General features: G+C 71.9%; 24 protein-coding genes. 15 read left to right on the forward strand and 9 right to left on the reverse strand.

Annotated features, from left to right (window positions below; genetic code table 11):
- Positions 1 to 276 precede the first annotated feature (276 nt).
- The gene (locus tag AC1DWP_RS09745; protein ID WP_477614261.1) at positions 277 to 1863 is read left to right on the forward strand and encodes a LuxR C-terminal-related transcriptional regulator; all 1587 of its coding nucleotides are present in this window, start codon (positions 277 to 279) and stop codon (positions 1861 to 1863) included.
- Here AC1DWP_RS09745 and AC1DWP_RS09750 read toward each other — a convergent pair.
- Positions 1811 to 2362 carry a dihydrofolate reductase family protein gene (locus AC1DWP_RS09750; protein WP_477614262.1) on the reverse strand — a complete coding sequence of 184 codons (552 nt, stop codon included), beginning with the start codon at positions 2360 to 2362 and terminating at the stop codon, positions 1811 to 1813. The two genes, AC1DWP_RS09745 and AC1DWP_RS09750, sit on opposite strands and share 53 nt — an antisense overlap.
- Before the next feature lie 165 nt (positions 2363 to 2527).
- Here AC1DWP_RS09750 and AC1DWP_RS09755 point away from each other — a divergent pair, with 165 nt between their 5' ends.
- From AC1DWP_RS09755 to AC1DWP_RS09775, 5 genes are all read left to right on the forward strand, one after another.
- Positions 2528 to 3463 (forward strand): lysophospholipase, encoded by a 936-nt coding sequence (locus AC1DWP_RS09755; protein WP_477614263.1) that lies wholly within the window; start codon positions 2528 to 2530, stop codon positions 3461 to 3463.
- Positions 3464 to 3595: 132 nt separating this feature from the next.
- A complete protein-coding gene (locus AC1DWP_RS09760; protein WP_477614264.1) occupies positions 3596 to 4009 on the forward strand; it encodes a YciI family protein in 414 nt (137 codons plus the stop codon).
- Positions 4010 to 4016: 7 nt separating this feature from the next.
- The gene (locus AC1DWP_RS09765; RefSeq protein ID WP_477614265.1) at positions 4017 to 5156 is read left to right on the forward strand and encodes an RNA polymerase sigma factor; all 1140 of its coding nucleotides are present in this window, start codon (positions 4017 to 4019) and stop codon (positions 5154 to 5156) included.
- Between the two features lie 80 nt (positions 5157 to 5236).
- Positions 5237 to 7342 carry an NAD(+) synthase gene (locus tag AC1DWP_RS09770; RefSeq protein WP_477614266.1) on the forward strand — a complete coding sequence of 702 codons (2106 nt, stop codon included), beginning with the start codon at positions 5237 to 5239 and terminating at the stop codon, positions 7340 to 7342.
- Between the two features lie 57 nt (positions 7343 to 7399).
- Positions 7400 to 7759 carry an MmcQ/YjbR family DNA-binding protein gene (locus tag AC1DWP_RS09775; RefSeq protein WP_477614267.1) on the forward strand — a complete coding sequence of 120 codons (360 nt, stop codon included), beginning with the start codon at positions 7400 to 7402 and terminating at the stop codon, positions 7757 to 7759.
- Here AC1DWP_RS09775 and AC1DWP_RS09780 read toward each other — a convergent pair.
- Positions 7743 to 8249 (reverse strand): hypothetical protein, encoded by a 507-nt coding sequence (locus AC1DWP_RS09780; protein ID WP_477614268.1) that lies wholly within the window; start codon positions 8247 to 8249, stop codon positions 7743 to 7745. The two genes, AC1DWP_RS09775 and AC1DWP_RS09780, sit on opposite strands and share 17 nt — an antisense overlap.
- Positions 8250 to 8567: 318 nt before the next feature.
- Here AC1DWP_RS09780 and AC1DWP_RS09785 point away from each other — a divergent pair, with 318 nt between their 5' ends.
- The 3 genes from AC1DWP_RS09785 to AC1DWP_RS09795 all read left to right on the forward strand — a co-directional run bounded on the left by AC1DWP_RS09785 (position 8568) and on the right by AC1DWP_RS09795 (position 14313).
- The gene (locus AC1DWP_RS09785; RefSeq protein WP_477614269.1) at positions 8568 to 9242 is read left to right on the forward strand and encodes a hypothetical protein; all 675 of its coding nucleotides are present in this window, start codon (positions 8568 to 8570) and stop codon (positions 9240 to 9242) included.
- Positions 9243 to 9347: 105 nt separating this feature from the next.
- Positions 9348 to 10763 carry an FAD-binding oxidoreductase gene (locus AC1DWP_RS09790; protein ID WP_477614270.1) on the forward strand — a complete coding sequence of 472 codons (1416 nt, stop codon included), beginning with the start codon at positions 9348 to 9350 and terminating at the stop codon, positions 10761 to 10763.
- 169 nt (positions 10764 to 10932) lie between these two features.
- Positions 10933 to 14313, forward strand: a complete 3381-nt coding sequence (locus AC1DWP_RS09795) for a BTAD domain-containing putative transcriptional regulator (RefSeq protein ID WP_477614271.1) — start codon at positions 10933 to 10935, stop codon at positions 14311 to 14313.
- Positions 14314 to 14325: 12 nt separating this feature from the next.
- On the opposite strand, the gene AC1DWP_RS09800 is transcribed toward AC1DWP_RS09795, so the two are convergent.
- The 4 genes from AC1DWP_RS09800 to soxR form a co-directional block, all read right to left on the reverse strand.
- Positions 14326 to 15045 (reverse strand): hemerythrin domain-containing protein, encoded by a 720-nt coding sequence (locus tag AC1DWP_RS09800; RefSeq protein WP_477614272.1) that lies wholly within the window; start codon positions 15043 to 15045, stop codon positions 14326 to 14328.
- Positions 15046 to 15095: 50 nt separating this feature from the next.
- Positions 15096 to 17390 (reverse strand): MMPL family transporter, encoded by a 2295-nt coding sequence (locus tag AC1DWP_RS09805; RefSeq protein ID WP_477614273.1) that lies wholly within the window; start codon positions 17388 to 17390, stop codon positions 15096 to 15098.
- Positions 17391 to 17498: 108 nt separating this feature from the next.
- Positions 17499 to 18221 carry an endonuclease/exonuclease/phosphatase family protein gene (locus tag AC1DWP_RS09810; RefSeq protein ID WP_477614274.1) on the reverse strand — a complete coding sequence of 241 codons (723 nt, stop codon included), beginning with the start codon at positions 18219 to 18221 and terminating at the stop codon, positions 17499 to 17501.
- Between the two features lie 16 nt (positions 18222 to 18237).
- Entirely contained in the window at positions 18238 to 18705 is a 468-nt protein-coding gene (gene soxR / locus AC1DWP_RS09815) for a redox-sensitive transcriptional activator SoxR (protein ID WP_477614275.1), read from the reverse strand.
- Between the two features lie 93 nt (positions 18706 to 18798).
- Here soxR and AC1DWP_RS09820 point away from each other — a divergent pair, with 93 nt between their 5' ends.
- From AC1DWP_RS09820 to AC1DWP_RS09830, 3 genes are read left to right on the forward strand one after another with little or no spacing between them, the layout of a single operon-like run.
- Positions 18799 to 19491 (forward strand): SDR family NAD(P)-dependent oxidoreductase, encoded by a 693-nt coding sequence (locus AC1DWP_RS09820; RefSeq protein ID WP_477614276.1) that lies wholly within the window; start codon positions 18799 to 18801, stop codon positions 19489 to 19491.
- Positions 19488 to 20594, forward strand: coding sequence for an S-adenosylmethionine:tRNA ribosyltransferase-isomerase (locus AC1DWP_RS09825; protein WP_477614277.1), 1107 nt, complete (start codon positions 19488 to 19490; stop codon positions 20592 to 20594). Before AC1DWP_RS09820 ends, AC1DWP_RS09825 begins: the two co-directional genes overlap by 4 nt.
- Positions 20595 to 20616: 22 nt before the next feature.
- Positions 20617 to 21123 (forward strand): mycothiol transferase, encoded by a 507-nt coding sequence (locus tag AC1DWP_RS09830; RefSeq protein WP_477614278.1) that lies wholly within the window; start codon positions 20617 to 20619, stop codon positions 21121 to 21123.
- A 9-nt stretch (positions 21124 to 21132) separates the two neighbouring features.
- Here the strand turns inward: AC1DWP_RS09830 and AC1DWP_RS09835 are convergent, their stop codons facing one another.
- Positions 21133 to 21915, reverse strand: coding sequence for a fructosamine kinase family protein (locus tag AC1DWP_RS09835; protein WP_477614279.1), 783 nt, complete (start codon positions 21913 to 21915; stop codon positions 21133 to 21135).
- 171 nt (positions 21916 to 22086) lie between these two features.
- Between AC1DWP_RS09835 and AC1DWP_RS09840 the strand changes: the two genes are divergently transcribed.
- The 3 genes from AC1DWP_RS09840 to AC1DWP_RS09850 all read left to right on the forward strand — a co-directional run bounded on the left by AC1DWP_RS09840 (position 22087) and on the right by AC1DWP_RS09850 (position 24826).
- Complete coding sequence (locus AC1DWP_RS09840; protein WP_477614280.1) at positions 22087 to 22968, forward strand: GAF and ANTAR domain-containing protein; 882 nt, start codon at positions 22087 to 22089, stop codon at positions 22966 to 22968.
- Positions 22969 to 23086: 118 nt separating this feature from the next.
- Positions 23087 to 23755: a DsbA family protein gene (locus tag AC1DWP_RS09845; protein ID WP_477614281.1), complete on the forward strand. Its 669-nt coding sequence runs from the start codon at positions 23087 to 23089 to the stop codon at positions 23753 to 23755.
- A 9-nt stretch (positions 23756 to 23764) separates the two neighbouring features.
- Positions 23765 to 24826, forward strand: a complete 1062-nt coding sequence (locus AC1DWP_RS09850) for an App1 family protein (RefSeq protein WP_477614282.1) — start codon at positions 23765 to 23767, stop codon at positions 24824 to 24826.
- A 16-nt stretch (positions 24827 to 24842) separates the two neighbouring features.
- Here the strand turns inward: AC1DWP_RS09850 and AC1DWP_RS09855 are convergent, their stop codons facing one another.
- Positions 24843 to 25271: a hypothetical protein gene (locus AC1DWP_RS09855; RefSeq protein WP_477614283.1), complete on the reverse strand. Its 429-nt coding sequence runs from the start codon at positions 25269 to 25271 to the stop codon at positions 24843 to 24845.
- Positions 25268 to 26284: an MFS transporter gene (locus tag AC1DWP_RS09860; RefSeq protein WP_477614284.1), complete on the reverse strand. Its 1017-nt coding sequence runs from the start codon at positions 26282 to 26284 to the stop codon at positions 25268 to 25270. The genes AC1DWP_RS09855 and AC1DWP_RS09860 overlap by 4 nt, the downstream gene beginning before the upstream one ends.
- Between the last annotated feature and the right edge of the window lie 23 nt (positions 26285 to 26307).

Consider the following 26307-nt stretch of genomic DNA (forward strand, 5'->3'; position numbering starts at 1 on the left):
ACGGGTGAGGCAACCAGCTCAAGGTGGCGAGTGTCACCGCACCCGCCTCCGGGATGTCGACCCGGGCCGTCTGGGGATACCGGCTGCGGCCGGTCGACGTGCTGTGCAGTCTCTGTCGAGTTGTGGACCAGCCTTGGTGCTGAAGGACGACTCCAGACTGGCTGCCGAGGACTCCGCACACACGGGGGGAACTACCTGTCCTGGTGCCACGACGGTGCGGGCCGTCCTGGGTACCTCGTCGGGTGGGGAGACAACTCGATGCAGGGGGATCAGGAGATGCCGGACCAGGAGTCGATGACCACGAGGGCGCCGTCGCAGGAGACGGTGGCCTCGTGGCGCTTGGTGATGACCGTCCTCGCACGGTCGATGAACGTGAAGCTGGGGCTCGTGACCCGGCACACGGAAGACGGTGCGATCGAGATGACCGCACCGAGCCTTGAGCAGGACTACTACGACCCGGGAGAGCGGCTGGCTCTCGAGCCGGGCCTGCTGTGTGAGTACGTCATCACCAACCAGGCCGAGCTCGTCGTGGCTGACAGCCGCAGCGAGGCGGAGTGGGTGGAGAACCCCGATGCCCGGCGCGGGCTGCTGGCCTATCTCGGCTTCCCCGTCTACTGGCCCGACGGTGACGTCTTCGGGACCATCTGTGTCCTGGACGACTCGCCTCGCGACTTCAGCCAGGCCGATCGACGGCTGCTGCTGTCAGCCCGCGACGCCATCCACGACTCGTTGGGCGTGGCGATGGCGACCCAGCGTGTCGACCAGGGCGCCGCGGTCCGGGCGCCGATGGGGTCGTGGGACTACGACCCGGCGAACGACCTGCTGAGGTTGTCCCCCTCCATCCTCCGACACCACGGCATGGCTGACGCGAGCAGCTGGTCCATCGACCAGTGGCTCGACGGCTTCCCGGAGGACCAGCGCTCGCCGTTGGGCGACGGCATCGCCGCCGTTGCCGAGGGGCGGACCCGGACGTTGAGCCTGGCGGTGCTCGTGCCCGGCCCGGACGGCAATGCCCTGGTACGGATCACCGCGCGGGGCCTTCACGACGACGCGCACCGCGTGGTCTCCATCGTGGGCAGTCACTGGGTGCTGCCCGACTCCGCGGTGCCGGCCCCCCACGTCGTCGACCCCTTCTTCTCGCGTGACCCGATGACGGGGCTGCCCACCCGCGTCGAGCTGGAGTACCGCGTCCAGCGAAGCCTGGAACGACACCCGGGTCAGGCTCCCGGAGCGCAGGTGGTCATGGCGATCATCGAGGTGACCAACGTCGGCGGGATCGTGCACGCGGACGGCATCGACGCCGCCGACACGGTCATGGTCGGACTCGCCGACCGGCTGCGCGGGGCCGACCGCTTCGTCGCTGCCCTGGGTTTCGGACACTTCGCGGTGCTGGTCAGTGCCACGGCAGCCGGTGCGGCGCAGCGGCTGGCCCTGGCCCTGCGCAGGGAGGTGGCAACCCTCCCCTCGGCCGGTTCGGTGACGCCGAACATCTCGATAGGGACCGTCGACGTGGTCGAGATCGCCTCCGGGTCCCCCGGTGAGTTCCTCGCCGAGGTCACCCGCGGGCCGCGGCGGGAGGCTCCGAGGGACCGGGACGTCAACCGCGCCGCCACCGCCCTGACCGAGCGCCAGAAGGAGATCGCGACCCTCGTCGCGCAGGGCTTGTCGAACCGTGAGATCGCGGACGCCCTGGTGATCACCGTCCGCACGGTGGAGGGACACCTCGACGGCATCCGCGACAAGCTCGGGCTGACCAGTCGGACCCAGCTGGTGGGCCTGGTCCTCACCCGGCCGGAGGTGGTGGCTCGGCTCAGTCCTGCGGCCGCAACCGGTAGGTCAGGACGGCGTTCCCGACCGACGTGACCTGGCTGTCGACGAGGTCGAGCCGGGTGACCGGCACGGACTCGTCGAAGAGCCGACGACCGACGCCAGCCACCGGGTGGGTGGTCAGCGTCAGCTCGTCGATGACACCGGCCAGGAACAGTGACCGGATGGTGTCGATGCCGCCCACGACCGAGATGTCCCCACCCTCGGACTCCTTGAGCTCCCGGACGTGGGCGGCCGGGTCGCCGTCGATGACGGTGCTGTTCCAGCCGAGGTCACCCGATCGCGTCGAGGACACCACGTGCTTGCGCACCGGGTTGATGAACTGGCCGAACGGGTCGTCGGCACCCGCGGACTGCCAGTACTGCGACCACTCGTCCCACAGCTTGCGGCCGATGACCACGTCGGTGACGCCGCCGATGGCCTTGCCCATCATCTCCATCTCCTCCGGCCCGAAGCGGTCGAACTGCCACTGGTCGGGGGCCTCCACGACGCCGTTGACGGAGTTGAACAGGTGGGCCGAGACTTTTCTGGCCATGGTCGGAGCCTTTCGCACGAGGGTGGGATTCGTCGATACAGACCATGCCACCCGGCAGAACTCATCGCCCCACCAAATGCCGGGCAACGGTCCGTCACGGCTCCCGCGCGTGGCTATTGTCAGCGCAGCGGCCCTGGCGACACCTTTCCGAGCGAATGAGGCGCAATGCAGTCGAGCACGAGCACCCTGACCACTCCCGACGGAACCCAGCTGCACGTCAACAGGTGGTTGCCCGAGGGCCCACCCAAGGCCGTGGTCCAGGTCGCGCACGGCATGGCCGAGCACTCTGACCGCTACGCCCGGTTCGGTGAACGGCTGACCGCAGCGGGGTATGCCGTGTACGCGAGCGACCACCGCGGCCACGGCTCCACGGCGCGCGCCGCCCAGGACGGGGGCTACTTCGCCGACGACCACGGGTGGGACACCGTGGTGGACGACCTGCACCTCGTGACCGAGCACGCGCTGTCCGAGCACCCGGGTCTGCCGTTCTTCCTCTTCGGCCACAGCATGGGCTCGTTCCTCAGCCGCTCCTTCGTCACGCGGTTCGGCGGGGAGCTCGACGGGCTGGTGCTCTCCGGCACGGCCGGCGACCCGGGCGCGCTGGGCAAGGTGGGCCTCGCGCTCGCCTCCGCCCAGGCCCGCCTGCGCGGCCGTCGCCACCCCAGCGCCCTGATGGACCAGCTCACCTTCGGCCAGTACGGCGCGGCCTTCAAGCCGAACCGCACCAAGTTCGACTGGCTCTCCCGTGACGAGGCCGAGGTCGACAAGTACGTCGCCGACGAGCGCTGCGGCAACGTGTTCACGAGCGGCTTCTTCGTCGACCTGCTGGGCGGCCTCGCTGCCATCAACGCCGACTCGGAGGTGGCCCGCGTGCCCAAGGAGCTGCCCATCCACCTCATCGCCGGGTCACTCGATCCCGTCGGCGCCAAGGGCAAGGGCGTCCAGCAGGTCGCCGACCAGTACCGCCGTCTCGGCGTGCAGGACGTCAGCGTGAAGCTGTGGCCCGAGGCGCGCCACGAGGTCCTGAACGAGACCAACCGCGACGAGGTGATGGACGAGGTGGTGGGCTGGCTCGACGCCCACCTCCCCGTGCAGGGCTGAGCCACGCGGCATACCCGAAGTTCCCCCCCGTGGGCCGAAAGTTGTGTCGCCGACCATGTCGAGAACCGACCGACGGCTCCGTCCTGGGGGTGATGGCGGCCAGAATGGCCGGCACGGACGAAGGAGATGACGATGGCCAAGTACCTGCTGCTGAAGCACTACCGAGGCGGTCCGGAGCGCAGCCCCCAGGGCTGCATCCCCATGGACCAATGGACTCCCCAGGAGATCTCGGACCACATCGGGTTCATGCACCACGTCGCCGACACGCTCCGCGAGCGGGGTGAGTTCGTCGACGCCGATGGGCTCTCACCCGAGGGCGCCTTCGTGCGGTACGACGGCGAGGGCAAGCCGCCGGTGACCGACGGCCCGTTCGCCGAGACCAAGGACCTGATCGCCGGCTGGATGGTGATCGACGTCGACTCGGTGGAGCGCGCCCACGAGGCGGCGGCGTTCCTCTCGTCGGCCCCCGGCCCGGGTGGCGTCCCCCTCAACGAGTGGATCGAGGTCCGGGCGTTCATGTCCGAGCCGCCCGTCATCACGGAGTGACCAGGCGATGAGCGAGCTCGACGAGCTGCTCAAGCACCTCGGACCTCAGGTGCTCGGCATCCTCGTCCGCCGCGGAGCAGACTTCGCGGCGGCCGAGGACGCCGTGCAGGAGGCCCTCGTCGAGGCGTTCCGTCGCTGGCCGTCCGCGCAGCCCGACGAACCCAAGGCGTGGCTCGTCACGGTGGCGTCGCGCAGGTACGTCGACGCGGTGCGATCGGAGGCCGCGCGACGCAGGCGGGAGGAGCGGTTCCACGAGGAGCCGGGGCCGGGCGCCACCGAACAGGCCGACGACACGCTCCTGCTGCTGTTCCTCTCCTGCCACCCTGCGCTCTCGCCGACCTCCGCGGTGGCGCTGACCCTGCGCGCCGTCGGCGGGCTGACCACGCGCCAGATCGCGGAGGCCTACCTCGTCCCCGAGGCGACCATGGCGCAGCGGATCAGCCGCGCCAAGCGCACCATCTCGGGCGAGCGGCTGACCCATCCGGGCGACCTCGCGGTCGTGCTGCGCGTCCTCTACCTCGTGTTCAACGAGGGCTACACGGGCGAGGTCGACCTGGCAGCGGAGGCGATCCGGCTGACCCGTCAGCTGGCTGCGGCATCCGACGAACCCGAGGTGGCGGGGCTGCTGGCACTGATGATGCTGCACCACGCCCGGCGGGCGTCGCGCCGCACGGAGGCCGGCGAGCTCGTGACGCTGGCCGACCAGGACCGTTCCCGGTGGGACACGACCGCGATCGCCGACGGGGTGCGGATCCTGCAGGACGCCCTGGCCCGCGACCAGCTCGGTGAGTTCCAGGCCCAGGCCGCCATCGCGGCGCTGCACGCCGACGCCCGGTCCGCGGCCGAGACCGACTGGACGCAGATCCTGGAGTGGTACGACGAGCTCACCCGGCTCACCGACAGCCCCGTCGTCGCGCTGAACCGCGCCGTCGCCGTCGGCGAGGTCGACGGCCCGCTCGCAGGCCTCCGAGCCCTGGCCGCGGTGGACGCAACCGTCCCCCGCCACGTCGCCGTCGCGGCATACCTGCACGAGAAGGCCGGGGACCTCGATCAGGCACACACGTTGTATGCCGCGGCGGCCAGGGCGGCGACCAGCGCGGCGGAGCGTGACCACCTCACCCGTCAGGCGGCCCGACTGCGCGGCTGAACGGGACGAACGGCGGGCGGCGGGGCTCGACGCGAACCCTTCGCCGGTCCTCGCACCGGACCCTCTGACAGACTCGGGCCATGGACCACGGGGCTTCATCGTCGGACTTCGCGTCTGCCTACCGCCACGGCTTCGCCCGCGTCGCGGCCTGCACCCTCCCCGTCCACGCGGGCGACCCCGCCCGCAATGCCGAGGCGGTCGTCGAGCAGGTGCGGCTGCGGCACGCGGAGGGTGTTGCGGTGGCCCTCTTCCCCGAGCTGAGCCTGTCCGGGTACGCCATCGACGACCTCCTCCTCCAGGACGTCCTCCTCGACGAGGTCGACCGCGCAGTGGTCACCCTCGCCGTGGCGACCAGGACCCTGCTTCCCGTCGTCGTCGTGGGCGCCCCGTTGCGGCACGGCAACCGGCTGTTCAACTGTGCCGTCGTCATCCACCGCGGCGAGGTCCTCGGCGTCGTGCCGAAGTCCAACCTGCCCAACTACCGCGAGTTCTACGAGAAGCGACACTTCGCCTCCGGCGACGACACCCGCAGCGACTGGTTCCACGCGCCGCACTGGCCGGGTGCCGACGAGGAGGGCGACCTCCCGTTCGGCCCGGACCTCATCTTCGAGGCCGACGACGTCCCCGGCCTCGCCGTCCACGTCGAGATCTGCGAGGACATGTGGGTGCCGGTCCCCCCGAGCGCCAAGGCCGCGCTGGCGGGAGCCACCGTGCTGCTCAACCTCTCCGCGTCGCCCATCACCGTGGGCCGCGCCGAGGACCGCCACCTGCTCGCCCGCTCGGCGAGCTCGCGGTGCAACGCGGCCTACCTGTATGCCGCGGCGTCGGCCGGTGAGTCCACGACCGACCTGTCCTGGGACGGCATGACGATGGTCTACGAGATGGGCGACCTGCTCGGGGAGAGCGAGCGCTTCCCGGACGGTGCCCGCGCCACCGTCGTCGACGTCGACCTCGACCGGTTGCGGCAGGAACGCATCCGACAGGGTTCCTTCGACGACAACCGCCGCGCCGAGCGGATCGACGCCAGCGACGGCGCGGACTTCCGCACCCTCGGCTTCGCCCTGAAGCCACCGTCGGGTGACATCGGGCTGCGCCGCAAGGTCGACCGGTTCCCCTTCGTGCCCGACGACGAGGCCCGCTTGGCGCTCGACTGCTACGAGGCCTACAACATCCAGGTGTCCGGGCTCGAGCAGCGGCTGCGGGCCATCGCCACCGACACCTGGCAGCCCAAGATCGTCATCGGCGTCAGCGGCGGGCTCGACTCCACGCACGCGCTCATCGTCGCGGCCAAGGCCATGGACCGACTCGGCAGGCCGCGCACCGACATCATCGGCTTCACGATGCCGGGCTTCGCCACGAGCGACGGCACCAAGACCAACGCGATCCACCTCATGGACTCCCTCGGGATCACGTGGGAGGAGCTCGACATCAGGCCGGCCGCGACCCAGATGCTCAAGGACCTGGCTCACCCCTTCGGGCGCGGCGAGGAGGTCTACGACGTAACCTTCGAGAACGTCCAGGCAGGCCTGCGCACCGACTACCTCTTCCGCGCCGCCAACCAGCGCGGTGGGATCGTCCTCGGCACGGGCGACCTGTCCGAGCTGGCGCTCGGGTGGTGCACGTACGGCGTCGGCGACCAGATGTCGCACTATGGGGTGAACAGCGGCGTGCCCAAGACGTTGATGCAGCACCTGATCCGGTGGGTGGTCGGCAGCGGCCAGTTCGAGGGCCCTGTCAACGGCACCCTCACCGAGATCCTCGACCAGGAGATCAGCCCCGAGCTCGTCCCGACCAGGGCGGGCGAGAAGCTCCAGTCCACGGAGGACTCCGTCGGGCCCTACGCGTTGCAGGACTTCACGCTGTACCACGTGCTGCGTCGCGGTTACCGCCCCAGCAAGATCGCGTTCCTGGCGCTCCACGCGTGGTCCGACCCGGAGTCCGGCGAGTGGCCCGCGGGATACCCCGAGGGCCGCCGCACGGCATACGACCTCGCGACGATCCGGCGCTGGATGGAGGTCTTCGTGCATCGGTTCTTCAGCAACCAGTTCAAGCGCTCCGCGCTCCCCAACGGCCCCAAAGTCGTTGCGGGTGGCTCACTCTCGCCCCGTGGCGACTGGCGTATGCCGTCCGACGTCACCGCCCGCGCGTGGCTGGAGGAGCTGCGGACCAGCGTCCCGGAGAGCTGACGTCTTCTCGCACTCCTGCATGACTGTGCTGTCAGTGACGGGTGCGACAGTGGTGGGGTGGCCGTCACCGTCGAGGACGTGCGCCGCATCGCGGCGCCACTGCCGCGCGCCTACGAGGTACTGGTCCGCGACCGGGTGAAGTGGCGGGTCGGCAGCATCGTGTGGCTGGCCTTCTCCCGCGACGAGACCGAGATGGGCTTCGCCTTTCCTCGCGAGGAGCGGGCGGCCCTGGTCGAGTCGGAGCCCGACGTCTTCTTCATGCCCGGACAGGTCGACCTGCGCTACCAGTGGGTCGAGGCGTGGACAGCGGCGATCGAGCTGGAGCGGCTTCCCGAGATCGTGCTGGACGCCTGGGCGATGGTCGTGCCCAAGTCGGTCTCGGCCCCCTGGTTCGCGAGCCTCAGAGCTGACCGCTGACGATCCACTCACACGCCGTGTGGAGGGCTGCCCACGGATCGGTGCCGAGCACGGTCGAGAACGACTCGCGCAGCCGGCCCTGCGGGTCGTGGAAGGTGGCGTTCCACTCGTGCCCGCGACCATTCACCGACAGGGACGCCCGCCGGATGAGCGTGCACGAGGTCACCTCGACGGACATGGCGCCGTTCGGGTGCACCTCCCGGCGCACGCAGAAGGCGTGGCCGCCGATGATGTCGGTGCAGCGTGCGGCTTCGGCGGCCCGGGACCGTGCCCGGTCGTACGCCGCCTGGGTGGCGTTGTTCAGCGACAGGGCCAGGGCCGATCGAGCCGGGGAGACGCCGGCCACGCTGCACGCGCTGGCGGCGTCGCTCATCGCCGACTCCCGGGCCATCCACGCCCGCGTCACGTCGGCGGCGAGCTGGTCGCGGGCTGTCGGCGAGGCGTTGGCGACGTACCACGCGTTGTCGAAGAGGCGCTCGATGACCGTCATTCGGGACTCCCTGCACAAGAGCCAGATGCTGGCGAGGAATGGGTGACGGGGCTGCGGATCAGGTGATGTCCCCCCGGCAGTCACCATCGTCGGGCCAGGAGTACTACGACACATCCGGCAGGGAGGGGCGCGCCTTCTCCATCAGGAGGACGAGGCGATCCTTGCGGATGCGGCGGTTTGGCTCCGGACGACCCCTCAGCGGCGCCGACCGCCACCGGACCGTCATCGCACCGAGTAGGGGTGGCGCCCCGAGCGTCCCCGGCGCATAGTGGAAATGGCGGCGTGGCGGGTGACCACGACCGTGCGCTGGGAGATGCGATGAGCCGCGAGACGACCCTGCCGGACCTGGTCCCTGTCCTGTCCGCGGGACGGCACCGCAACCCTCGCAAGGGCGCCTGCTTCATGGAGATGGCCTCCTTCCTCGCCGGCGAGCGCTGGAGCGACCACCCCGCGTGCACCCACCCGTTGCTGGCCGCGCTCGCCCGGATGGTCAACGACTCGCTCGGGGACGTCGACCGTCCCAGGCTGGTCACCCTCATCCCCGACGTGGTCGGCCTCACCGGGACCGACCTCGACCTCGACCTGGTCATCGCGACCCGCGCCGCCGCCGCGGCGCTTCCCGTGGCTCCGTCGACCCGCCAGAACGTGCTCGCCGTGGGCCTGCTGACGGCCCAGCGGCTGGCCGCGACCCGCCCCGCCGTGCGGGGCGACGTGGACGGCTGGTGCGCCACCGCGTTCGCGTCGGCTCCCGACGCCCACGCCTGGGCGGAGCGCTACGCGCGTGTCGCCCTGGTCAGCGAGCGGACCTATCGACGCCAGACCGCGCCACACACGGTCGCGTATGCCGTCGAGGGCCTCGCGGTTGCCTGCGTCGACGACGTCGCCGACCGGCTGGTCGGGTTGCTCCAGGACACCGTGGCCGATGTCGCCTCGCGGGTCGAGCGCACCAGCACCCCGGAGCCGGCCGCACGCGCGAGGGTCATGACCGGCTGATCTGTCGAGCCGGCGGGCGACCCCAAGCCGGCTCCAAGTGCCGCCCAAGTGGGTGGGGGCACCGTGTTCCGCACACCTTCTGACCTGCGGAACAAGGAGTCACCCATGACCATCGACCTCACCACCTCAACCCGCCGCGCCGAGGCACTGCGCGGCCTGTGCGACGGTGCGGTTCACCTGCCCGGCGACCCCGGGTACGACGCGGCACGCCTGCCGTGGAACGCGGCCCTCGACCAGCGGCCGGCGGCCGTGGCGCAACCGACCACGGTCGCCCAGGTGCAAGAGGTGGTCCGCGCGGCCGCCGCCGCCGACCTGCGGGTCGCCCCGCAGAGCACCGGACACAACGCGGGACCCCTCGTCGCCCAGGGCCTGGACGACGTCGTCGTCCTGCGCACGTCGGCGATGACCGGCGTGAGCATCGATCCGGTGCGCCGGATCGCCCGCGTCGAGGGCGGCGCCCTCTGGATGCACGCCACCGAGCCCGCCGGCGACCACGGCCTGGCTGCCCTGCACGGCAGCTCCCCCGACGTCGGCATCGCCGGCTACTCCCTGGGCGGGGGCATCGGTTGGTACGCCCGACGTCTGGGCCTGGCCACCAACAGCCTGACCGCCGTCGAGCTGGTGATGGCCGACGGTGAGCACGTCCGGGCCGATGTGCACCGCAACGCCGAGCTCTTCTGGGCACTGCGTGGCGGAGGCGGCAGCTTCGGCGTCGTCACCGCCCTGGAGTTCCGGCTCTACGCCATCGAGAGCGCCTATGCGGGGATGCTCATCTGGGACCGGGAGCTCGCGGACCCCGTGCTGCGCCGGTGGGCCCAGTGGGCTCCGGGCGCGCCCGACGACGTCACCACGTCCTTCCGCGTCCTCAACCTCCCGCCCATCCCGGACATCCCCGAGATGCTGCGCGGCCGCTCGGTCGTCGTCATCGACGGTGCCGTGCTCGGCTCGGACGAGGCCGGCCAGGCCGCGATCGCCGACCTGCGGGCCCTCTCCCCCGAGATCGACACGTTCGGGCGGGTGCCGGCGAAGTCCCTGGTGCGGTTGCACATGGACCCCGAGGGGCCGACGCCGGTGGTGTCCGACTCGGCGATGCTGGGTTCCCTCCCGGACGAGGCGATCGACGCCTTCCTGTCCGAGGTGGGGCCGGGCACGTCGTCCTCGCTCCTGATGGCCGAGCTGCGTCAGCTCGGAGGAGCGCTCGGCCGGACCCACGAGGGCGGCGGTGCGCTGTCCAGGCTCGACGGGCAGTTCGTCACCTTCGCGGGTGCCATGGCGATGACACCGGAGATGGCTGCCCAGGGTCAGCAGGACGCCCACCGGCTGACCAAGGTGCTGTCGCCCTGGTCCAACGGCCGCAGCTACCTCAACTTCGCCGAGACCGACGTCGACCCGCGCACTGCCTACACGGAGCGGACCTGGTTGCAGCTCAAGGGGATTCGTTCGGCCGTCGACCCGCACGGACTGTTCGTGGGCAACCACCGCATCCCGCGGCTCGTCGAGAACGGTCGCGTCACCGACTGAGGGTGGGCAGAGAGAGTCCTGACGGGGACCGGGGACGGGGGACAGAGGGGGACCGGTATGCCGCGTGGTCACCACGCGGCATACCGCCTCTCGGCGTGATGGGTCGGCGTCGCCGATATCGCCTGAAAGCACGAGCGTCACGGCGCGCCCCGCGCGTACTCTCGGGCGAATGAGAGTGGGTGTCCTCGGCGCCGTGCAGGCCCATCTCGGCGACGCGCCGGTCGATCTCGGCACGCGCAAGCAGCGCGCCCTGGTGGCCGCGCTCGCCATGAACCACGGGCGCCCGGTGTCGGTGGACGCCCTCGTCGACATGCTGTGGGCGGACGGTGCGCCACCCGGGGTGACCGGCACCCTGCAGGCCTACATCGCCGGCCTGCGCCGGACGCTCGAGCCGGGGCGCGCGGCCCGGGCACCGTCGACGGTCCTGGTGACGGTGGCGCCGGGATATGCGCTGCGGGTGGGCGAGGACGACCTCGACGCCGCCTCGTTCGACCGCGCCGTGAGCCGCGCCCACCGTCGGATCGGCCAGCTGGCGCGCCTGCACGATGCCAGTGGGCTCACCACCGAGGAGCTGAGCTCGATCGTCGCCGACCTCGACCGGGCTCTCGCCCTCTGGCGCGGCACGCCCTACCTCGAGCTCGAGGACGCACCCTTCGCGGTGGCCGAGCGCGCCCGGCTCGAGGAGCTGCGCGTCGTCGCCCTCGAGGACCGGGCAGTCGCCGCCCTGGAGCTCGGGCAACACGCTACTGTCGCCGGCGAGCTCGAGGCCCTCACGACGGCATACCCACTGCGCGAACGACTTTGGGGGCTGCGCGCGCTGGCCCTGACCCGGGCGGGCCGTCAGGCCGAGGCCCTGGACGCCTTGCGCGAGGTCCGCGAGGTCCTCGCCGAGGAGCTCGGCCTCGAACCGGGGCAGGAGCTGCGCGACCTGCAGGCGGCGGTGCTTCGGCAGGACCCCGCCCTGGACTGGCAGCCGGCGTCGCCTGCGGGGCAGCCGGCGTCCTGGACACCCGACGTGGCGACCGGCGGCACCGAGTCCGTGGGCGGAGGCGGGCCGACCCGGATCCAGTCGTTCGTCCCGACGCTTCCGCCCTGGCCCCTCGTCGGGCGGTCACCGCAGCTGGCGGAGCTGGTCGGCGCGCTGGACCAGGCCCAGTCGGGCACGGTGGCCCTCGCCGCGCTGGTCGGGGAGCCGGGCATCGGCAAGAGCCGCCTTGCGGGCGAGCTGGCCCGCGTGGCCAACGAACGCGGTGCGACCGTGTTGCTCGGACGGTGCTCGCAGGACGACGGGGCGCCCCCGCTGTGGCCGTGGCAGCAGGTGCTGCGCGGGCTCGGGCGTGAGCTGCCCGAGATGACCGACCAGGACGAGGACGGTGGGGGCAGGTTCCGCACGTGGGAGGCCATCGCGGGCGCGGTGGCCGAGGCCGCGACCGGTCGCACCGTCGTCGTGCTGCTCGACGACCTGCACTGGGCCGACGTCGCGTCGCTGCGCGTGCTGCGGTTGCTCGGAGAGACAGTGCAGGACGGCCGGCTGCTCGTGGTGGGCACGTGGCGCAGCCACCCCGAACCCACTGACGCGCTCCTCGACGCGGTGGAGATGTTCGCCCGTCGCCACGCGGTGCGGATCGACCTGCACGGGCTCACGGCGGGTGAGGCCTCGCGCGTCGTCGAGGCCGTGAGCGAGTCGACGCCTTCCCCTGACGAGGCCGCGTCGCTGAGGAAGCGGACCGACGGCAACCCGTTCTTCCTCGTGGAGTACGCCCGGCTGGCGCGCGAGGGCGGCGACCTGTCCGCCCTGCTGGCCGAAGCCAACCCCCCGGCCGCGGTGCACGACGTGCTCGCCCGGCGGCTCAAACGGCTGCCCGAGGAGAGCGTGTCGGCCCTGCGGTGGGCGGCGCTGGTCGGCCGGCAGTTCGACCTCGCCACCCTTTCCGCGGTCTCGCGCCTCGACGAGGAGGACCTGCTCGACCAGCTCGACCCCGCACTCGAGGCGGGGCTGGTCCGTGAGGACGGCATCGACCGCTACCTGTTCGGTCACGCGCTGGTGCGCGACACGATCTACGCAGCCATCCCCGCTGCCCGTCGCGCGCGAGCCCACGCCCGGGTCGCGGAGTCGCTGGCCGGCGGGCCAGGGCGAGAGACCGAGGTCGCGCGACACTGGCTGGCCGCCGGGCCGGCCCACGCGTCGCGTGCCTGGCTCGCAGCCGTCGGCGCAGCGGCCCTGGCGCGGCGGTTGCACGCCTACGAGGAGTCCGCAGACCTGCTCCGGTCGGCCCTCGACACCCTGCCGCAGGACCCTGACTCCACCGCACGCGAGCGGTACGACGTGCTGATGGACCTCGCGGACGCCCAGCGCTGGTCGGGCGACTGGGAGGGGCTGGTGGCGACAGCGGAGGCGGCGATCGCCGTCGCGGACGAGCTTGCGGACGTCGAGCTCCTCGGTCGGGCCGCCACCGTGACCTCCGTGGGGGCGCTGTGGCAGTCGGGACCCCACGGCACCGTCAACGCGGTGGTCGTCGAGGCGCTGCGTCGTGCGCTGGCGGGGCTGCCTCCCGCCGATGGCGGGCTGCGCTGCCGGGTGATGCTCGGCCTTGCCCTCGAGATCTACTACGGCTCGACCTTCGAGGAGCGGATGGCGCTCGTCGAGGAGGGTCTGGCCATGGCCCGGCGGATCGGCGACGACGACCTGCTGCTCGACGCCTGCCAGCTCTCCTACGTCGCCGTCTGGCGGACGTCCACCGCACCGCTGCGCCGAGACCTCGTCACCGAGGGGATGGAGCTGGCCCACCGGCTCGGCAACGAACGCGCGTACGTCGTCACCACGACGCTGCGGGCCGTGGTGGCCGGGGAACTCGGGCTGGTCGAGGAGATGTGGGAGCACGCGGTGGTGGCGCGCGACTGGGCCCAGCGGCTGCGGCTGCCGTACGGGCTCATCGTGCTGGACAGCCTGGAGCTGCCGTGGCTGGCGATGGCGGGGCGGTTCGACGAGTGCGTCGAGAGGATGGACGACATCGTCCGGCTGGACCAGGAGATGACGCTGTCGCAGACCGAGGACGCCACGGCCGGCGCCCTCATGTCGCTGCGGCTGTGGCAGGGCCGATCCCTCGAGGTGGCCCCGGTGCTCGAGCAGTTCGTGGAGCACAGTGTGCTGCCGGTGACCTCGACGATGCTCGTGTTCTGGCTGCGGGCCGGTGAGCTCGACCGTGCCAGGGAGTTTGCCGCCACCCACGCCGTGCGCGTCGACGACGACGACTGGTTCTCGATGCTCAACTGGTGTGCCGCGGCCGAGGCGTCCCTCGGCCTTGACGACCACGCGATGGCGTCGGCTGCCTACGACCGGCTGGCGGCGTACGCCGGCTACTCGTGCTGCGCCGGATCGGGCAACGCGATGGGGCCCGTCGACGCCTACCTCGCCCAGGCGGCGGCCGCGGTCGGCGAGGCGGACCTGGCCGCCAGCCACGCCGATCGCGCGCTCGAGCTGTGCGAGGAATGGCAGATCCCGCTGGCCGCGCAGTGGCTGCGTGACCAGCGGGAGCGCTACTCCTTCTGACGCCCAGACTGCTTAGTCGACATAGCGGAAGGCGATGGCCTCGCGCCGCTCGAAGGCCCGGCGGGTGAGCAGCCACAGGATGTGGTTGGGCCGACCGGTCTTCGCGAACACCTGACGCCGCAACGGTCCCGGCACGTCGTGGGCGGCCCAGGGCACCAGGGCGAGCACCTGGGCGAACGTGACCCCGGCCCTGAAGTGCTCCTCCTCGAGCTGCTCCCAGTCCTCGTGGGTGAGCACCCGCTGGATGATCGCGATGGCCTCGGTCTCCTCGTGCCGCAGGTGCCGTCCGAGGCTCTCCCGGGCCGCGCACAGCCGCACGGCCAGGGCCGCCCGGGCGTCCTCGTCGGCCTGGTGCGCGAGCCGTTCGAAGCCGGCGGCGCACGCTGTCAGGATCGGGTCGATCTCCGCGTGCTCCGCCTCCATGGCCTCCAGGACCTGGCGGTCCGCCTCGTCGGCGCGCTCGAGGAGGGCCGGCCAGAGACCGGCGTCCTCACCCGCGTGGTGGTGGTGGAGCACCTCGGCGAACAGCTCCCAGCGCGCCGCCAGCGCTCGCCAGGTCGACCGCGCCTCCGTGGGGGTGGCCGCGGCCGCCGTGGCGAAGGCCGCCAGGTCCCGGCGGAACCCGTGGTGCATGACGTACATCATCGTCATGTCGACCGGTCCCGGGTGGGCGGCCGTCTGTCCGGGGAAGGTGAGCTGTTCCGGCCAGGTGGGTGCAGTGGTGGTGGTCATGACAGGTTTCCTCTCAGGTCAACGGTTCTGGGTCAGGTGGTCAGGCGCGGTCAGCGGCTGGTGACGGTTTCGAGCTCGTCGTCCCAGAGGTCCTCGTCCGAGAGGCCCACGTCCTCGGTGCCGCTCACCCCCACAGCCACGGGCAGGGATGCCGGGTTGCCCGGCGCGCCGCCGCGGGTCACCGCGGGCGCCGTGGTCAGAGGGGCCGGCTCGAGGTCGAGGTCCTCGTCCGTGACCTCTGCTCGCACGTGCGGCAGGAGGCGGTCGAGCCACCGGGGGACCCACCAGTTCCAGTCGCCCAGGAGCGACATGGTGGCCGGCACCAGGACCATCCGGACGACCGTCGCGTCGAGCAGGATCGCGGCTGCCATGCCGATGCCGAGCTGCTTGACCACGACGTCCACCTCGCTGGCGAAGCCGAGGAAGACCGCGACCATGATGGCCGCCGCACTCGAGATCACCCGCCCGGTGGCGGACAGCCCCCGCACGACGCTGCCGTGCGAGTCGCCCGTGCGTGCCCAGTCCTCGCGGATCCGGGAGAGCAGGAACACCTCGTAGTCCATGGAGAGGCCGAAGAGGATGGCGAACATCAGGATCGGCACCCAGCTCGACACGGCCATGGGGTGGTCGAGGCCGAGCAGGTCGGTGGCCCAGCCCCACTGGAACACGGCCGTCAGGACGCCATAGGCGGCACCGATGCTCAGCAGGTTCATGACTGCCGCCTTGAGCGGGATCACGACCGAGCGGAAGACCAGCGCCAGCAGGAGGACCGAGACGGCGACGACGAAGGCGATGACGACCCACAGGCGTCCGGCGAGCATCTGGGCGATGTCGGCGAAGAACGCCGTGCCCCCCGTCAGCTCAGCGCCGGCAGGCAGCTGGGCGCGCACACTGCGCACGAGGGCACCAGTGCGCTCGTCGGTCGGCCCATAGGCGGGGATCGCGTCGAACACGCTGATGGCCGAGTCGGGCGACGTGACCGCAGGCGTCACGTCGACGATGTCGGAGCGCTCCTCGAGGGCTCGGGCCAGCGAAGCCACAGCGGCGTCCCCGAGCCTGGAGCGGTCGACCACGACGGTGAGCGGCCCGTTGCTCCCGGGCCCGAACTCGGCACTGACGAGGTCGTAGGCCCGACGGGTCGTGAGCTCCGTGGACTGGCTGCTCGGGTCCTGCGGCCAGGTCCGCATCTCGAGGGCCGGAACGGCCAGGGTGAGCATGACGATCGCGGCGGCCATCGCCCACAGCAGCGGACGCCTGGCGACCTTGACCGCCCACCGTGCCGTGAACGGCATACGGGCTGGGGCGCCCTTGGCCCGTGCCGCGCGGCCACGCCGGGTGGCGCCTCCGCGCCGGACCGTGCGGGGCAGCAGCCGACGGCCGGCGAAGCGGCACAGCACCGGCACGAGGGTGAGCGAGGCGGCCATCACGCACAGCACGGCGATGGCGGTCGCGAAGCCGAAGGAGCTGTAGACGGGCAGCCCGGCGAGCCGCAGGCCCATCAGCGAGACGAGCACCGTGCTGGCCGCGAAGACCACCGACCGACCGGCTGTCGCGGCGGCGCGCCCGGCGGACTCGGTCACGCTGAAGCCCTGCGCGAGGTACTCGGCGTGGCGCGTGACGAGTAGCAACGCGTAGTCGATGCCGACGCCGAGTCCGACCATGGTCGCGACCATCGGGGCGGCCGTGCTGACGTCCATGACGGCGGCGAGCAGGGTGACGCCAGCGGTGCCGACACCGAGTCCGACGAGTGCGGTGGCGATCGGCAGGCCGGCACTGACCACGGACCCGAAGGCGAAGACGAGGATGACGAGCGCTGCGACGATGCCGATGATCTCGCCACGACCCTCCATCGGGGCGGCCGCGCTCTCGGGCAGCTCTCCCCCGAGCTCGACCTGCAGACCCGCGGCGCGCAGTGGTGCGACGGCGGCGTCCAGCGGCTCGAGGTGGCCCATGAGGTCGGGGTCGGTGACAGGGGCGTCGTAGCTGACGTTGACGACTGCCGTGTCGCCGTCGGCCGAACGCTGTGCGGGGAACACCTGCACGACGTGCGGCATCTGCTCCAACCGGCTCGAGAGGCCGGACAGGGTCCCGTCGGTGGGCCGGTCGCCGGAGCGGTCGTGCACCACCACGCGGGCGGCGGTGCCGCCGGCGCCGGGAAGGTGGGCGCGCAGCTGGTCGATGCCGACCTGGGAGCGTGCGCCCGGGACGTCGTAGTCGTCCTGGGGTGTGCCGCCGAGGGTCGCGGCGAGACCGGCGACCACGAGGGCGATGAGCAGCCAGGCGGAGAGCGTCCGCCACGGGTGGGCAGCGGCGCCGCGGCCGAGTCGGTAGAGCAAGCGGGTCATGGTGGGTCGTCCTTCGAAGGCAGAGGTGAACTGGTCGGGACCAGCGTCGGCTCACCTGCTTGTGCGCCACTTGGGACTGACTTGGGGTGCTCAGCCGGGCAGCGACCCTCAGCCGGGCAGGGCGACCTCGACGCGAAGGGCGTGGTGGTCCGAGGCATCCGAGCGCACCACCTGCGCCGACAGGGGGCGCACACCCCCGCCCACCCAGACGTAGTCGATGCGACGTGGCGGAGGTTCGGCCTCGAAGGTGTGCCCGTCGCCGTCACCCGCGACGGTCCAGGCATCCTCGAGCCGCCCGGCGAGGCAGCTGTGTGCCGGGGAGCCGGGTGTCGTGTTGAGGTCGCCGAGGAGGACGGTCGGGCGTTCGTCGAGGGTGGCGACGATCGCTTCCGCCTGCCGGGTCCGCTCGGTCTCGCTGTCCCACTGCAGGTGGGTGCCGAGGACCCGCAGGGCGGTGCCGTCCACGAGGACGGTGGCCTCGAGCATGCCGCGCTGCTCACTGCCGGGGAAGCACGGCAGCAGGGTGTTGGTCACGGACTCCAGCGGCAGGCGACTCAGCAGGGCAGTGCCGTACTGGGCTCGCGGTGATCCGGGGTGGGCGGGCTCGGCGTCGAGGTTCGCGGCATACGCGAGGTGCCAGCCCAGGAGCTGGGCGAGCAGACCCGGCTGGTCCTCGAACCGGCTCTGTGCCCGGCGGCGCCGGTCCACCTCCTGAAGCCCCACGAGGTCGGCGTCGGTGGCCGCGATGACGTCAGCGATCCGGCGCAGGTCCAGCACGCCGTCGAGGCCGACCCCGCTGTGGATGTTGTAGCTGAGCAGGGTGAGGGTCATGAACGCCTCTCCGCCGTCAGCGCGGGGGTCGCCGCAGGAGCGGCGGCAGGTAGGCGGCCCCGGGAGCGTCGGGGGTGGAGGCGGCGTAGTCGGAGGGGTTCGAGATGCCGCACTGCCGCAGCGAGAGGCAGCCGCACCCGATGCACGAGTCGAGCTTGTCGCGCAACGCCTCCAGGGCCGCGACCTGCTCGTCAAGCCTCGTCCTCCAGTGGGCCGAGATGCGGTGCCAGTCGGACTTCGTGGGCGTGCGGTTGGCGGGCAGGTTCGACAGCTCGCGTCGGATCTCGTCGAGGGTCAGCCCGACATTGCCCGCAGCCCGGATGAAGGCCAGCCGGCGCAGCACGCTGCGGGCGTACCGTCGCTGGCCGCCCGACGTGCGGGACGCCTCGATCAGCCCCTCGCGCTCGTAGTAGCGCAGCGCCGAGGCCGCGAACCCACTGCGCTCGGCGACCTCGGAGACGGTCAGCACGTCGGTCGTGTCCACGCCCTCCACTCCTCCTCGGATCGGGGCTTGACTTCAAGTTCACTTTAACTTTGATGATGTCTCCATCAGCCGAACAGCGCAACTGGAGGCACCATGCACACCGCCCTCATCACGGGTGGCTCGGCCGGGCTCGGCCTGGCCCTCACCCGGGACCTCGCCGCAGACGGGTGGCACGTGGTCGTCGACGGCCGGGACACCACCCGGCTCCAGGAGGCCGTCGGCTCACTGCCCGGAACCATCACCCAGGTCGCCGGGGACGTGACCGACCCGGCGCACCGCGAGGCGCTCGCTGCCGCGGTGGCGACGAGCGGCCGGCTGGACCTGTTGGTGCACAACGCCAGCACCCTCGGACCCACCCCACTGCCGCCACTGGCCGAGGTCGACCCCGACGGCCTCGACGACGTCTGGCTCACCAACGTCGCAGCCCCGCTGGCCCTCACCCAGCTCGTCCTCCCGGCGTTGCGCGCCTCGGGCGGGGTGCTGGTGGGCATCTCCTCGGACGCCGCGGTGGAGCACTACGAGGGATGGGGTGCGTATGCCGCGTCGAAGGCCGCCCTGGACCACGTCATCCTGACGCTGGGCGTCGAGAACCCGCAGGTCGCCGCCTATGCGATCGACCCGGGGGACATGCGGACGGCGATGCACCAGGCCGCCTTCCCCGGCCAGGACATCAGCGACCGACCGCTCCCGGAAACGGTCGTGCCGGCCATTCGAGCGCTGATTCGCGAGCGCCCGGCCAGCGGCCGGTACCGGGCCGCCGACTTCGCCCAGGAGGCGTCGGCGTGACCCGCCTGTCCGTCGCCCCGCTGACCCGCGTCGACAGCCCCGACGCCACCACTGCTCCCGGGCCACCCGAGGAGCGTGGCGTCGCCCGGGACGAGGTGCGGATGCTCGTGGCCACCGACCAGGGAGTCGCGCACGCACGCTTCCGGGACCTGCCGGCATACCTCGCGCCCGGTGACCTGGTCGTGGTCAACAACTCGGCCACCCTCGCGGCGGAGTTCGACGCCCTGGCCGGCGGTCGCGGCCCGGTCGTCGTCCACGCCGCGACCAGGCTCGACGACGGCACCTGGGTGGTCGAGCTGCGCACCCCGCCTGATGCGTCCCGCGCCGTCCTGGACGCGCAGGTCGGCGAGGAGCTCGAGCTCCCGGCCGGCGGGCGACTCACCCTGCTGGCGCCCTACCCGCGGGCCGACTCCTCCCCCACCGGCAGCGGCAACCGGCTCTGGCGGGCAGCGGTGAGCGGCCCGCGCGCGCTCGAGCAGCACCTCGTGAGGTACGGAAGGCCGATCGCCTACGGCCATCTCGACCGGAGCTACCCGCTGGCGGCCTACCAGACGGTCTTCGCCACGCGTCCGGGCAGCGCCGAGATGCCAAGTGCCGCAAGGCCGTTCAGCCCCGAACTGGTCACCAGGCTGGTCGCGACCGGCATCGGCGTCGCGGTGGTCACGCTGCACACGGGGGTCTCGTCGCAGGAGGCGGGCGAGGCGCCACAGCCCGAGTGGTTCGAGGTGTCCGCGACGGTGGCCCGGCTGGTCAACGCCACTCGAGCCGCCGGTGGCCGCGTCGTGGCGGTCGGGACGACGGTGACCCGCGCTCTCGAGTCCGCGGTCCTTGACGGGGCCGACAGCGGCGGCGGCGGCGAGGTGGCTGCGAGGTCTGGGTGGACGACCCGGGTGGTCACCCGCGACGACCCGCCCCGGGTGGTGAACGGGCTGGTCACTGGGTGGCACGACCCCCAGGCCTCGCACCTGCTGCTCGTCGAGGCCGTGGCCGGGCAGGACCTGACCCAGCGCGCCTACGACGAGGCGGCGCGGGGCGGCTACCTGTGGCACGAGTTCGGCGACTCGGCCCTGCTGCTCCCGAGCCGGCCGGGAGGCGCGTCCTGAGCGATCTGCCTAGGATCCGGACATGACCCTCGGTGACCTGCTCGTCGACGCCTTCACGCGGATTCGCCAGGGTGCCGAGGATGCCGTCCGAGGACTGTCGCCGGAACAGCTCGCGCAGCGTCCGACGCCGAACTCCAACTCGATCGCGTGGCTGGTCTGGCACCTGACCCGCATCCAGGACGACCACATCGCGGAGGTCGCCGACCACGAGCAGGTGTGGACGAGCGCGGGCTGGCACGAGCGGTTCGGGCTGCCCTTCGTGCCGGCCGACACCGGCTACGGCCACACCCCCGACCAGGTCGCCCGGGTGCGCGGCCTCGACCCGGACCAGCTGGTCGGCTACCTCGACGCGGTGCACGCCGTCACGGTCGACTACGTCCGGCCGCTCACCCCGGACGACCTCGGCCGGGTGGTCGACGAGCGCTGGGACCCGCCGGTCACGCTGGGGGTCCGGCTGGTCAGCGTCGTCAACGACGACCAGCAGCACGTCGGTCAGGCCGCCTTCCTCCGCGGGCTGCTGGACGGCTGAGCGCGACCCCTAGCGATAGCGGCGGGCGAGCTCGACCGCCCGGCTCGGGTAGTCGGAACCGAAGAGCACCGCGTGGACCATCAGCGGGTGCAGCTGGTGCAGCGCCACCCGCTGGGGCCACTGGGCGTCGAGGCGGTGCTGCTCGAGGTAGCCGCCGATGACGAAGTCCCAGTGCGGGCACCCGAACAGCGCGAGCATCGCCAGGTCGGTCTCGCGGTGGCCACCGTGCGCCGCCGGGTCGATGAGGACTCCCCCGCTCGGGGTCCACGCGATGTTGCCCGACCACAGGTCGCCGTGGATGCGGGCCGGCGTCGCCCCGTCGTCGAACTCCCCGTGGCTCACCCGGCGCGCCAACCGCTCGAAGAGCGCAATATCGGAATGGTGGTAGATACCCCTATCGACCCCCATCGACAGCATCGGGAGGAGTCGCTGCTCGGCGTAGAACTCGCCCCACGTCTCGGTCGGCCGCAGCGGCAGGGGCAGCAGCTCGGTCGCCGGGCCGAGGAAGCCGTCGCCCTCCCAGCCGTCCGGAGGGCTCCCGTATGCCGCGGCGCCGGCATCGTGGGTCCGGGCCAGGGCGGCGCCGAACGCCTCGGCCATCGCCGGGTCCGGGTTGGCGAAGGTCAGCTTCCGCAGGTCCAGGTGGTCGGAGGCCACGTCGAGCACGGTGACCACCTCGGCCCCGCCCGGCGCGCTCGCGAGCCAGGCCAGCCCGGCCGCCTCCCACCGGAAGTAGCCGTCCGGCGCCGACCGGCTGCCCTTGCGGAAGACCGACGAGGGCTGCTCGCTCACCGGGGGGCCCCGGGTCGGAGCCGCGCGTGTGCCATCCCGACATCTAACCGCGTGTCCACGTCACCGCACGTCCGCGCTCGGGCGGCCACACGGCATACCGGAAGTTTGTGGTCCCGGGACGCCGACTGGCGGGTACGGTGAGCGTGAACACCACGTCGCCTAGGAGCGCCCATGGCCGAGCTGGCCTCCGTCCCGGACCTCACTCCGGACAACACCCCGAGCATCCCGAGCAGTGCGGACGGTGCGAATGCCGGGGACCTCTCGAGCACCACACCCGCCACGCGGATCACCGAGCAGGACGCGCGCGAGGCCGAGGCGCTCCACCAGGACGCCGGCGCCCGCAGCCTGGCCGCGGCCCAGCGCCTGATGTCCGAGCTCGCGGGCTCACTCGAAGGTCTCGACGACCTCGCTCCCTACCTCGACCGGCTGGTGGCTGCGGTCAACGCCAACATCGACGGCTGCGACGCGGTGGGGGTCACGGTGGTCATGGAGGACCGACCGCGCACCGCGGCGTACACCACGGCCGGGACGCTCGAGATCGACGCCGTGCAGTACGCCGTCGGCGACGGGCCCTGTCTGGACGCGTTCCGGAACGGGCGCGAGAACCTCGTCGACTTCGCCGGGGGCGAGGAGCGCTGGCCCGCCTTCATGGCAGGCTGCGAGGCCGGCGAGGTGCAGTCCCTGCTCGCGCTGCCCCTGGAGTCCGGGGGGCGGCGGTTCGGGGCCCTGAACCTCTACGGCTACGAGCGGCACGCGTTCGACCACAGCGACCTGGTGCTCGTGCGGATGGCTGCCGCTCGCGCGGCCGATGCCCTGGCAGCTGCGGTGCAGGTCGCCGGCGCCCGTCAGGTGGCGGCGCAGATGGAGCAGGCGATGGCCAGTCGCGCCGTCATCGAACAGGCCAAGGGCGTGCTCATGGGCCGGCACTCGATCAGCGAGATCGTGGCCTTCGAGCTGCTCCGGCGCCAGTCCCAGGAGCAGAACCTCAAGCTGCGCGTGCTGGCTTCCCAGATCGTCGCCGAAGCTCGATCCTCGCGTTCCGAGGCGCTGTGAGCTAGTCTCGGCTTCACCTGAAGCAACCGGGTTTGGCCACACGGCCATCCCGGTTGCTTTTTGCTTTACCGGGACTGTGCATCCACGGGCAGCGGTCTTGCCCCAGGAGGTTTGCGAGATGAAGGGTGCTCCCCGCACCTGCCGCGGCGGCTTCACCGGCTGTGGCACCCCCCGCCCGTCGACGAGGCTGGGCCTGCGCTGCGGACACGAGCCGCGACTCCCCGGACTCGGCGTTCCGGGCCGCTCCACCACCGGATGGACAGGACACGGACTGCCGTCGACGGCCGACCCGTCGACCCTGCTCGTCTACGTCATGGACATCTACGATCCCGACTCGTGGGCCTACCTGCCCTCGGTCAGCGCGGTGCTCAGTGCCGCCTGCTCGCTCGTCGACGTGGAGGTCGTGCAGTCCGGCCGGTATGCCGCCAACGCACCGGCCGCGTGCCTCATCGCCCTCCTCGCTGCGGGCGAGCTGCCCGTCTCGACGGTCCTGGGTGCCGTGCAGCACGCGTACTTCGTCGAGTCGCGCCCGCTCGACGCACCGGGTGTCCTCGAGTCGATCTGCGCGGGTCTCGGTCTCGACGGTCCCGCTGTCGAGCTGTTCGCGGCCAGCCAGCGGGCCCGTGAGCTGGCCGCCGAGGACTTCGAGCTCGCCCAGGACTTCGACCTCGGCGGAGGGCCACTGCTCATCGCCAGCCGTGGCGAGCAGATCTTCGAGTTCGACGGCCCCGGCGCCACCGGTGATCGACTCGTCGACCAGTTCAGGACGGTGCTCACGAGGCCATAGGGTCTGTCCATGGCCAGACCGCATCGCGCTTCCATCGTCGAGGACGCCTGGCACCGTCGGGTCGACTCGGCGCTGAGACGCCGCGGCTGGCAGACCCGGATCGTGGCCCACACCGGCTACGGCTCGCAGGAGTTCGCCCGGGTGCTCGGCAGGGTGCTGCTGACCCGGCGACCCGAGCCCGGTGAGCGCGCCGACGCCGGCGCCTCCGCAGCGGAGCTCCGGTCCGCCGAGGACGAGCGCCGTGGCTGGCGCGCGTTCGTCACCGCACCGGCGATGAACGTCCCCGTGACGATCACCGTCGGCGCCAAGACTGTGCACACCCGCAGCGACCGCAGCGGCTACATCGACACCAAGGTCAAGGGCCACGGACTCGAGCCCGGCTGGCACGAGGTCAGGGTGAGCGCGGCCGACGCCGAGGACGTGGTGGCGGCCGTCATGATCGTGGGCGACGACGAGACCTTCGGCCTGATCAGCGACATCGACGACACGGTCATCTCGACGTCCCTGCCTCGCCCGATGATCGCGGCCTGGAACACCTTCGTGAAGAGCGAGAACGCCCGACACGTCGTGCCCGGCATGGCGACGATGTACCGCGAGCTGCTCGAACGACACCCGAACGCACCGATGGTCTACGTCTCCACCGGCGCGTGGAACACCGCGCCGACCCTGACCCGGTTCCTTCGACGTCACGGCTACCCGCCGGGCCCCCTGCTCCTCACCGACTGGGGTCCGACCAACACCGGGTGGTTCCGGTCGGGGCAGGAGCACAAGCAGGCCTGCCTGCACCGGCTCGCCAACGAGTTCCCCCACATCCGCTGGGTCCTCGTCGGTGACGACGGCCAGCACGACCCCAAGATCTACGGCGACTTCGCCGAGCAACGGCCGCACACGGTCGCAGCCATCGCCATCCGCGAGCTGACGCCGGGCGAGCAGGTGCTGTCCCACGGCATACCCGTGTCGTTGGAGGAGTTCGCCGCACCGCGTGGCCGCCACGAGCGCGAGGTGCCGGTATGCCGCGCGGGCGACGGCTACGGGCTGGTGCGGCTGCTGCGCATCGCCCTCGACCTGTAGGGCACGGCCCGCGCAGCTAGCGAGCCGTGACGTCGAGGTGGGGTGCGTCCGCGCACGGCGTCTCGCGCTGGGCCAGGCCGAAGGCAGTCAGGGCTGCACCGCCGACCAGCAGCCCGGCGCAGACCAGCATGGCGAGTCGGTAGGAGGGCGCGAGCGCGTCGGCCGACGCGTAGTCGGCGCCGCCCAACCCGACCAGCGGGGGAAGGGCTGCCACGGCGAGCAGGCCGGCCGTGCGCGCCACCGCGTTGTTGACGCCACTCGCGGTGCCGGCCAGCTCGTCCGGCGCGGCGGCGAGCACGGTGCCGGTCAGGGGGGCGACCGTCATGGCGAGGCCGAGCCCCACCAGCGTGATGCCGGGAAAGACGTTGGTGACGTAGGAGGCCTCTCTCGGCGACATGGCCAACAGCACGAATCCCGCTGCGGCGACGAGGGTTCCGCCGATCATGTAGGGGCGTGGGCTGGACCTGGCGGCCAGTCTGCCGAAGCGGCCGGCGAGAAGAAGCATGACAACACTGAGGGGCAGGTCGCGGCACCAGCCTCGAGCGCGGACCAGCCAGCCACGGTCTGGAGGAAGAGCACGAGGAACAGCAGCGCGGCGGACAGTCCCGCGTAGACGAGGAGCGTGACGAGGTTGATGGTGGTGAACACCCGGTTGGCGAACAGCGAGGGCGGAACCATCGGGTCGTGGGTGTGCAGCTCAGCCCGGACGAACCCGCCCAGCGCGATCACGCCGATCGCACCGATGGTCAGGGCCGAGGCGCTGAGCCCGTCGGACAGGGACGTCAGGCCATAGGTGAGGCCGGCCAGTCCGACCACGGCCAGGGCGACCCCGGTTGCGTCGACGTGCTTGCTGGCCAACGGATTTCGCGACTCGGGCACGAACTTGAGGCTCAGCACCACGACCACCACCGCCAGTGGCACGTTGAGCCAGAAGGCCCACCTCCAGTCACGCTCGACGAGCCAGCCGCCGATGACAGGTCCCGAAGCCGTGGCGACGCCCAGCAGGCCGGTCCAGGCGCCGATGGCAGCCATCCGGTCGTCCCGGTGGAAGGACGCCTGGAGGATCGCGAGGCTGCCGGGAACCAGCAGTGCAGCGCACAGACCCTGGAAGGCACGTGCCGCGATGAGCACCTCGACCGTCGGCGATAGGGCGCAGAGCACCGAGGCGACACCGAACCCGCCCACGCCCACGGCATACATCGCCCGTCGCCCGAACCGGTCGCCCAGTGAGCCGCCGAGCAGGATGAAGGCGGCCAGCGTCAGCGCGTAGGCGTTGACGACCCACTGGAGCCCGGCGAGGTCGGCCTCGAGGTCGCGTCCGATCGTCGGGAGCGCGACGTTGACGATGGTGCTGTCGAGCAGGGCGATCCCGCTCCCCAGCACCGTGGTGGTGAGGGCCAGCCGTCCGGTGTGTGACTTGAGCCGCAGCAGCTCGTGGGGGGCGGCCGTCGTCGTCATGGCTCCATCGTCGCACCGCCGCG

Source organism: Pedococcus sp. P2_F6 (genome assembly GCF_056403675.1).

What these genes read in the sequence shown, in the direction of transcription:
- AC1DWP_RS09785 (WP_477614269.1), top strand. Translation starts at nt 8,568, where the DNA reads ATGAGCCGCGAGACGACCCTGCCGGACCTGGTCCCTGTCCTGTCCGCG.
- AC1DWP_RS09790 (WP_477614270.1), top strand. Translation starts at nt 9,348, where the DNA reads ATGACCATCGACCTCACCACCTCAACCCGCCGCGCCGAGGCACTGCGC.
- AC1DWP_RS09820 (WP_477614276.1), top strand. Translation starts at nt 18,799, where the DNA reads ATGCACACCGCCCTCATCACGGGTGGCTCGGCCGGGCTCGGCCTGGCC.
- AC1DWP_RS09830 (WP_477614278.1), top strand. Translation starts at nt 20,617, where the DNA reads ATGACCCTCGGTGACCTGCTCGTCGACGCCTTCACGCGGATTCGCCAG.
- AC1DWP_RS09860 (WP_477614284.1), bottom strand. Translation starts at nt 26,284, where the DNA reads ATGACGACGACGGCCGCCCCCCACGAGCTGCTGCGGCTCAAGTCACAC.
- AC1DWP_RS09840 (WP_477614280.1), top strand. Translation starts at nt 22,087, where the DNA reads ATGGCCGAGCTGGCCTCCGTCCCGGACCTCACTCCGGACAACACCCCG.
- AC1DWP_RS09805 (WP_477614273.1), bottom strand. Translation starts at nt 17,390, where the DNA reads ATGACCCGCTTGCTCTACCGACTCGGCCGCGGCGCCGCTGCCCACCCG.
- AC1DWP_RS09855 (WP_477614283.1), bottom strand. Translation starts at nt 25,271, where the DNA reads ATGATCGGCGGAACCCTCGTCGCCGCAGCGGGATTCGTGCTGTTGGCC.
- AC1DWP_RS09750 (WP_477614262.1), bottom strand. Translation starts at nt 2,362, where the DNA reads ATGGCCAGAAAAGTCTCGGCCCACCTGTTCAACTCCGTCAACGGCGTC.
- AC1DWP_RS09745 (WP_477614261.1), top strand. Translation starts at nt 277, where the DNA reads ATGCCGGACCAGGAGTCGATGACCACGAGGGCGCCGTCGCAGGAGACG.
- AC1DWP_RS09755 (WP_477614263.1), top strand. Translation starts at nt 2,528, where the DNA reads ATGCAGTCGAGCACGAGCACCCTGACCACTCCCGACGGAACCCAGCTG.
- AC1DWP_RS09780 (WP_477614268.1), bottom strand. Translation starts at nt 8,249, where the DNA reads ATGACGGTCATCGAGCGCCTCTTCGACAACGCGTGGTACGTCGCCAAC.
- AC1DWP_RS09795 (WP_477614271.1), top strand. Translation starts at nt 10,933, where the DNA reads ATGAGAGTGGGTGTCCTCGGCGCCGTGCAGGCCCATCTCGGCGACGCG.
- AC1DWP_RS09760 (WP_477614264.1), top strand. Translation starts at nt 3,596, where the DNA reads ATGGCCAAGTACCTGCTGCTGAAGCACTACCGAGGCGGTCCGGAGCGC.
- AC1DWP_RS09770 (WP_477614266.1), top strand. Translation starts at nt 5,237, where the DNA reads ATGGACCACGGGGCTTCATCGTCGGACTTCGCGTCTGCCTACCGCCAC.
- AC1DWP_RS09850 (WP_477614282.1), top strand. Translation starts at nt 23,765, where the DNA reads ATGGCCAGACCGCATCGCGCTTCCATCGTCGAGGACGCCTGGCACCGT.
- AC1DWP_RS09845 (WP_477614281.1), top strand. Translation starts at nt 23,087, where the DNA reads ATGAAGGGTGCTCCCCGCACCTGCCGCGGCGGCTTCACCGGCTGTGGC.
- AC1DWP_RS09765 (WP_477614265.1), top strand. Translation starts at nt 4,017, where the DNA reads ATGAGCGAGCTCGACGAGCTGCTCAAGCACCTCGGACCTCAGGTGCTC.
- AC1DWP_RS09800 (WP_477614272.1), bottom strand. Translation starts at nt 15,045, where the DNA reads ATGACCACCACCACTGCACCCACCTGGCCGGAACAGCTCACCTTCCCC.
- AC1DWP_RS09810 (WP_477614274.1), bottom strand. Translation starts at nt 18,221, where the DNA reads ATGACCCTCACCCTGCTCAGCTACAACATCCACAGCGGGGTCGGCCTC.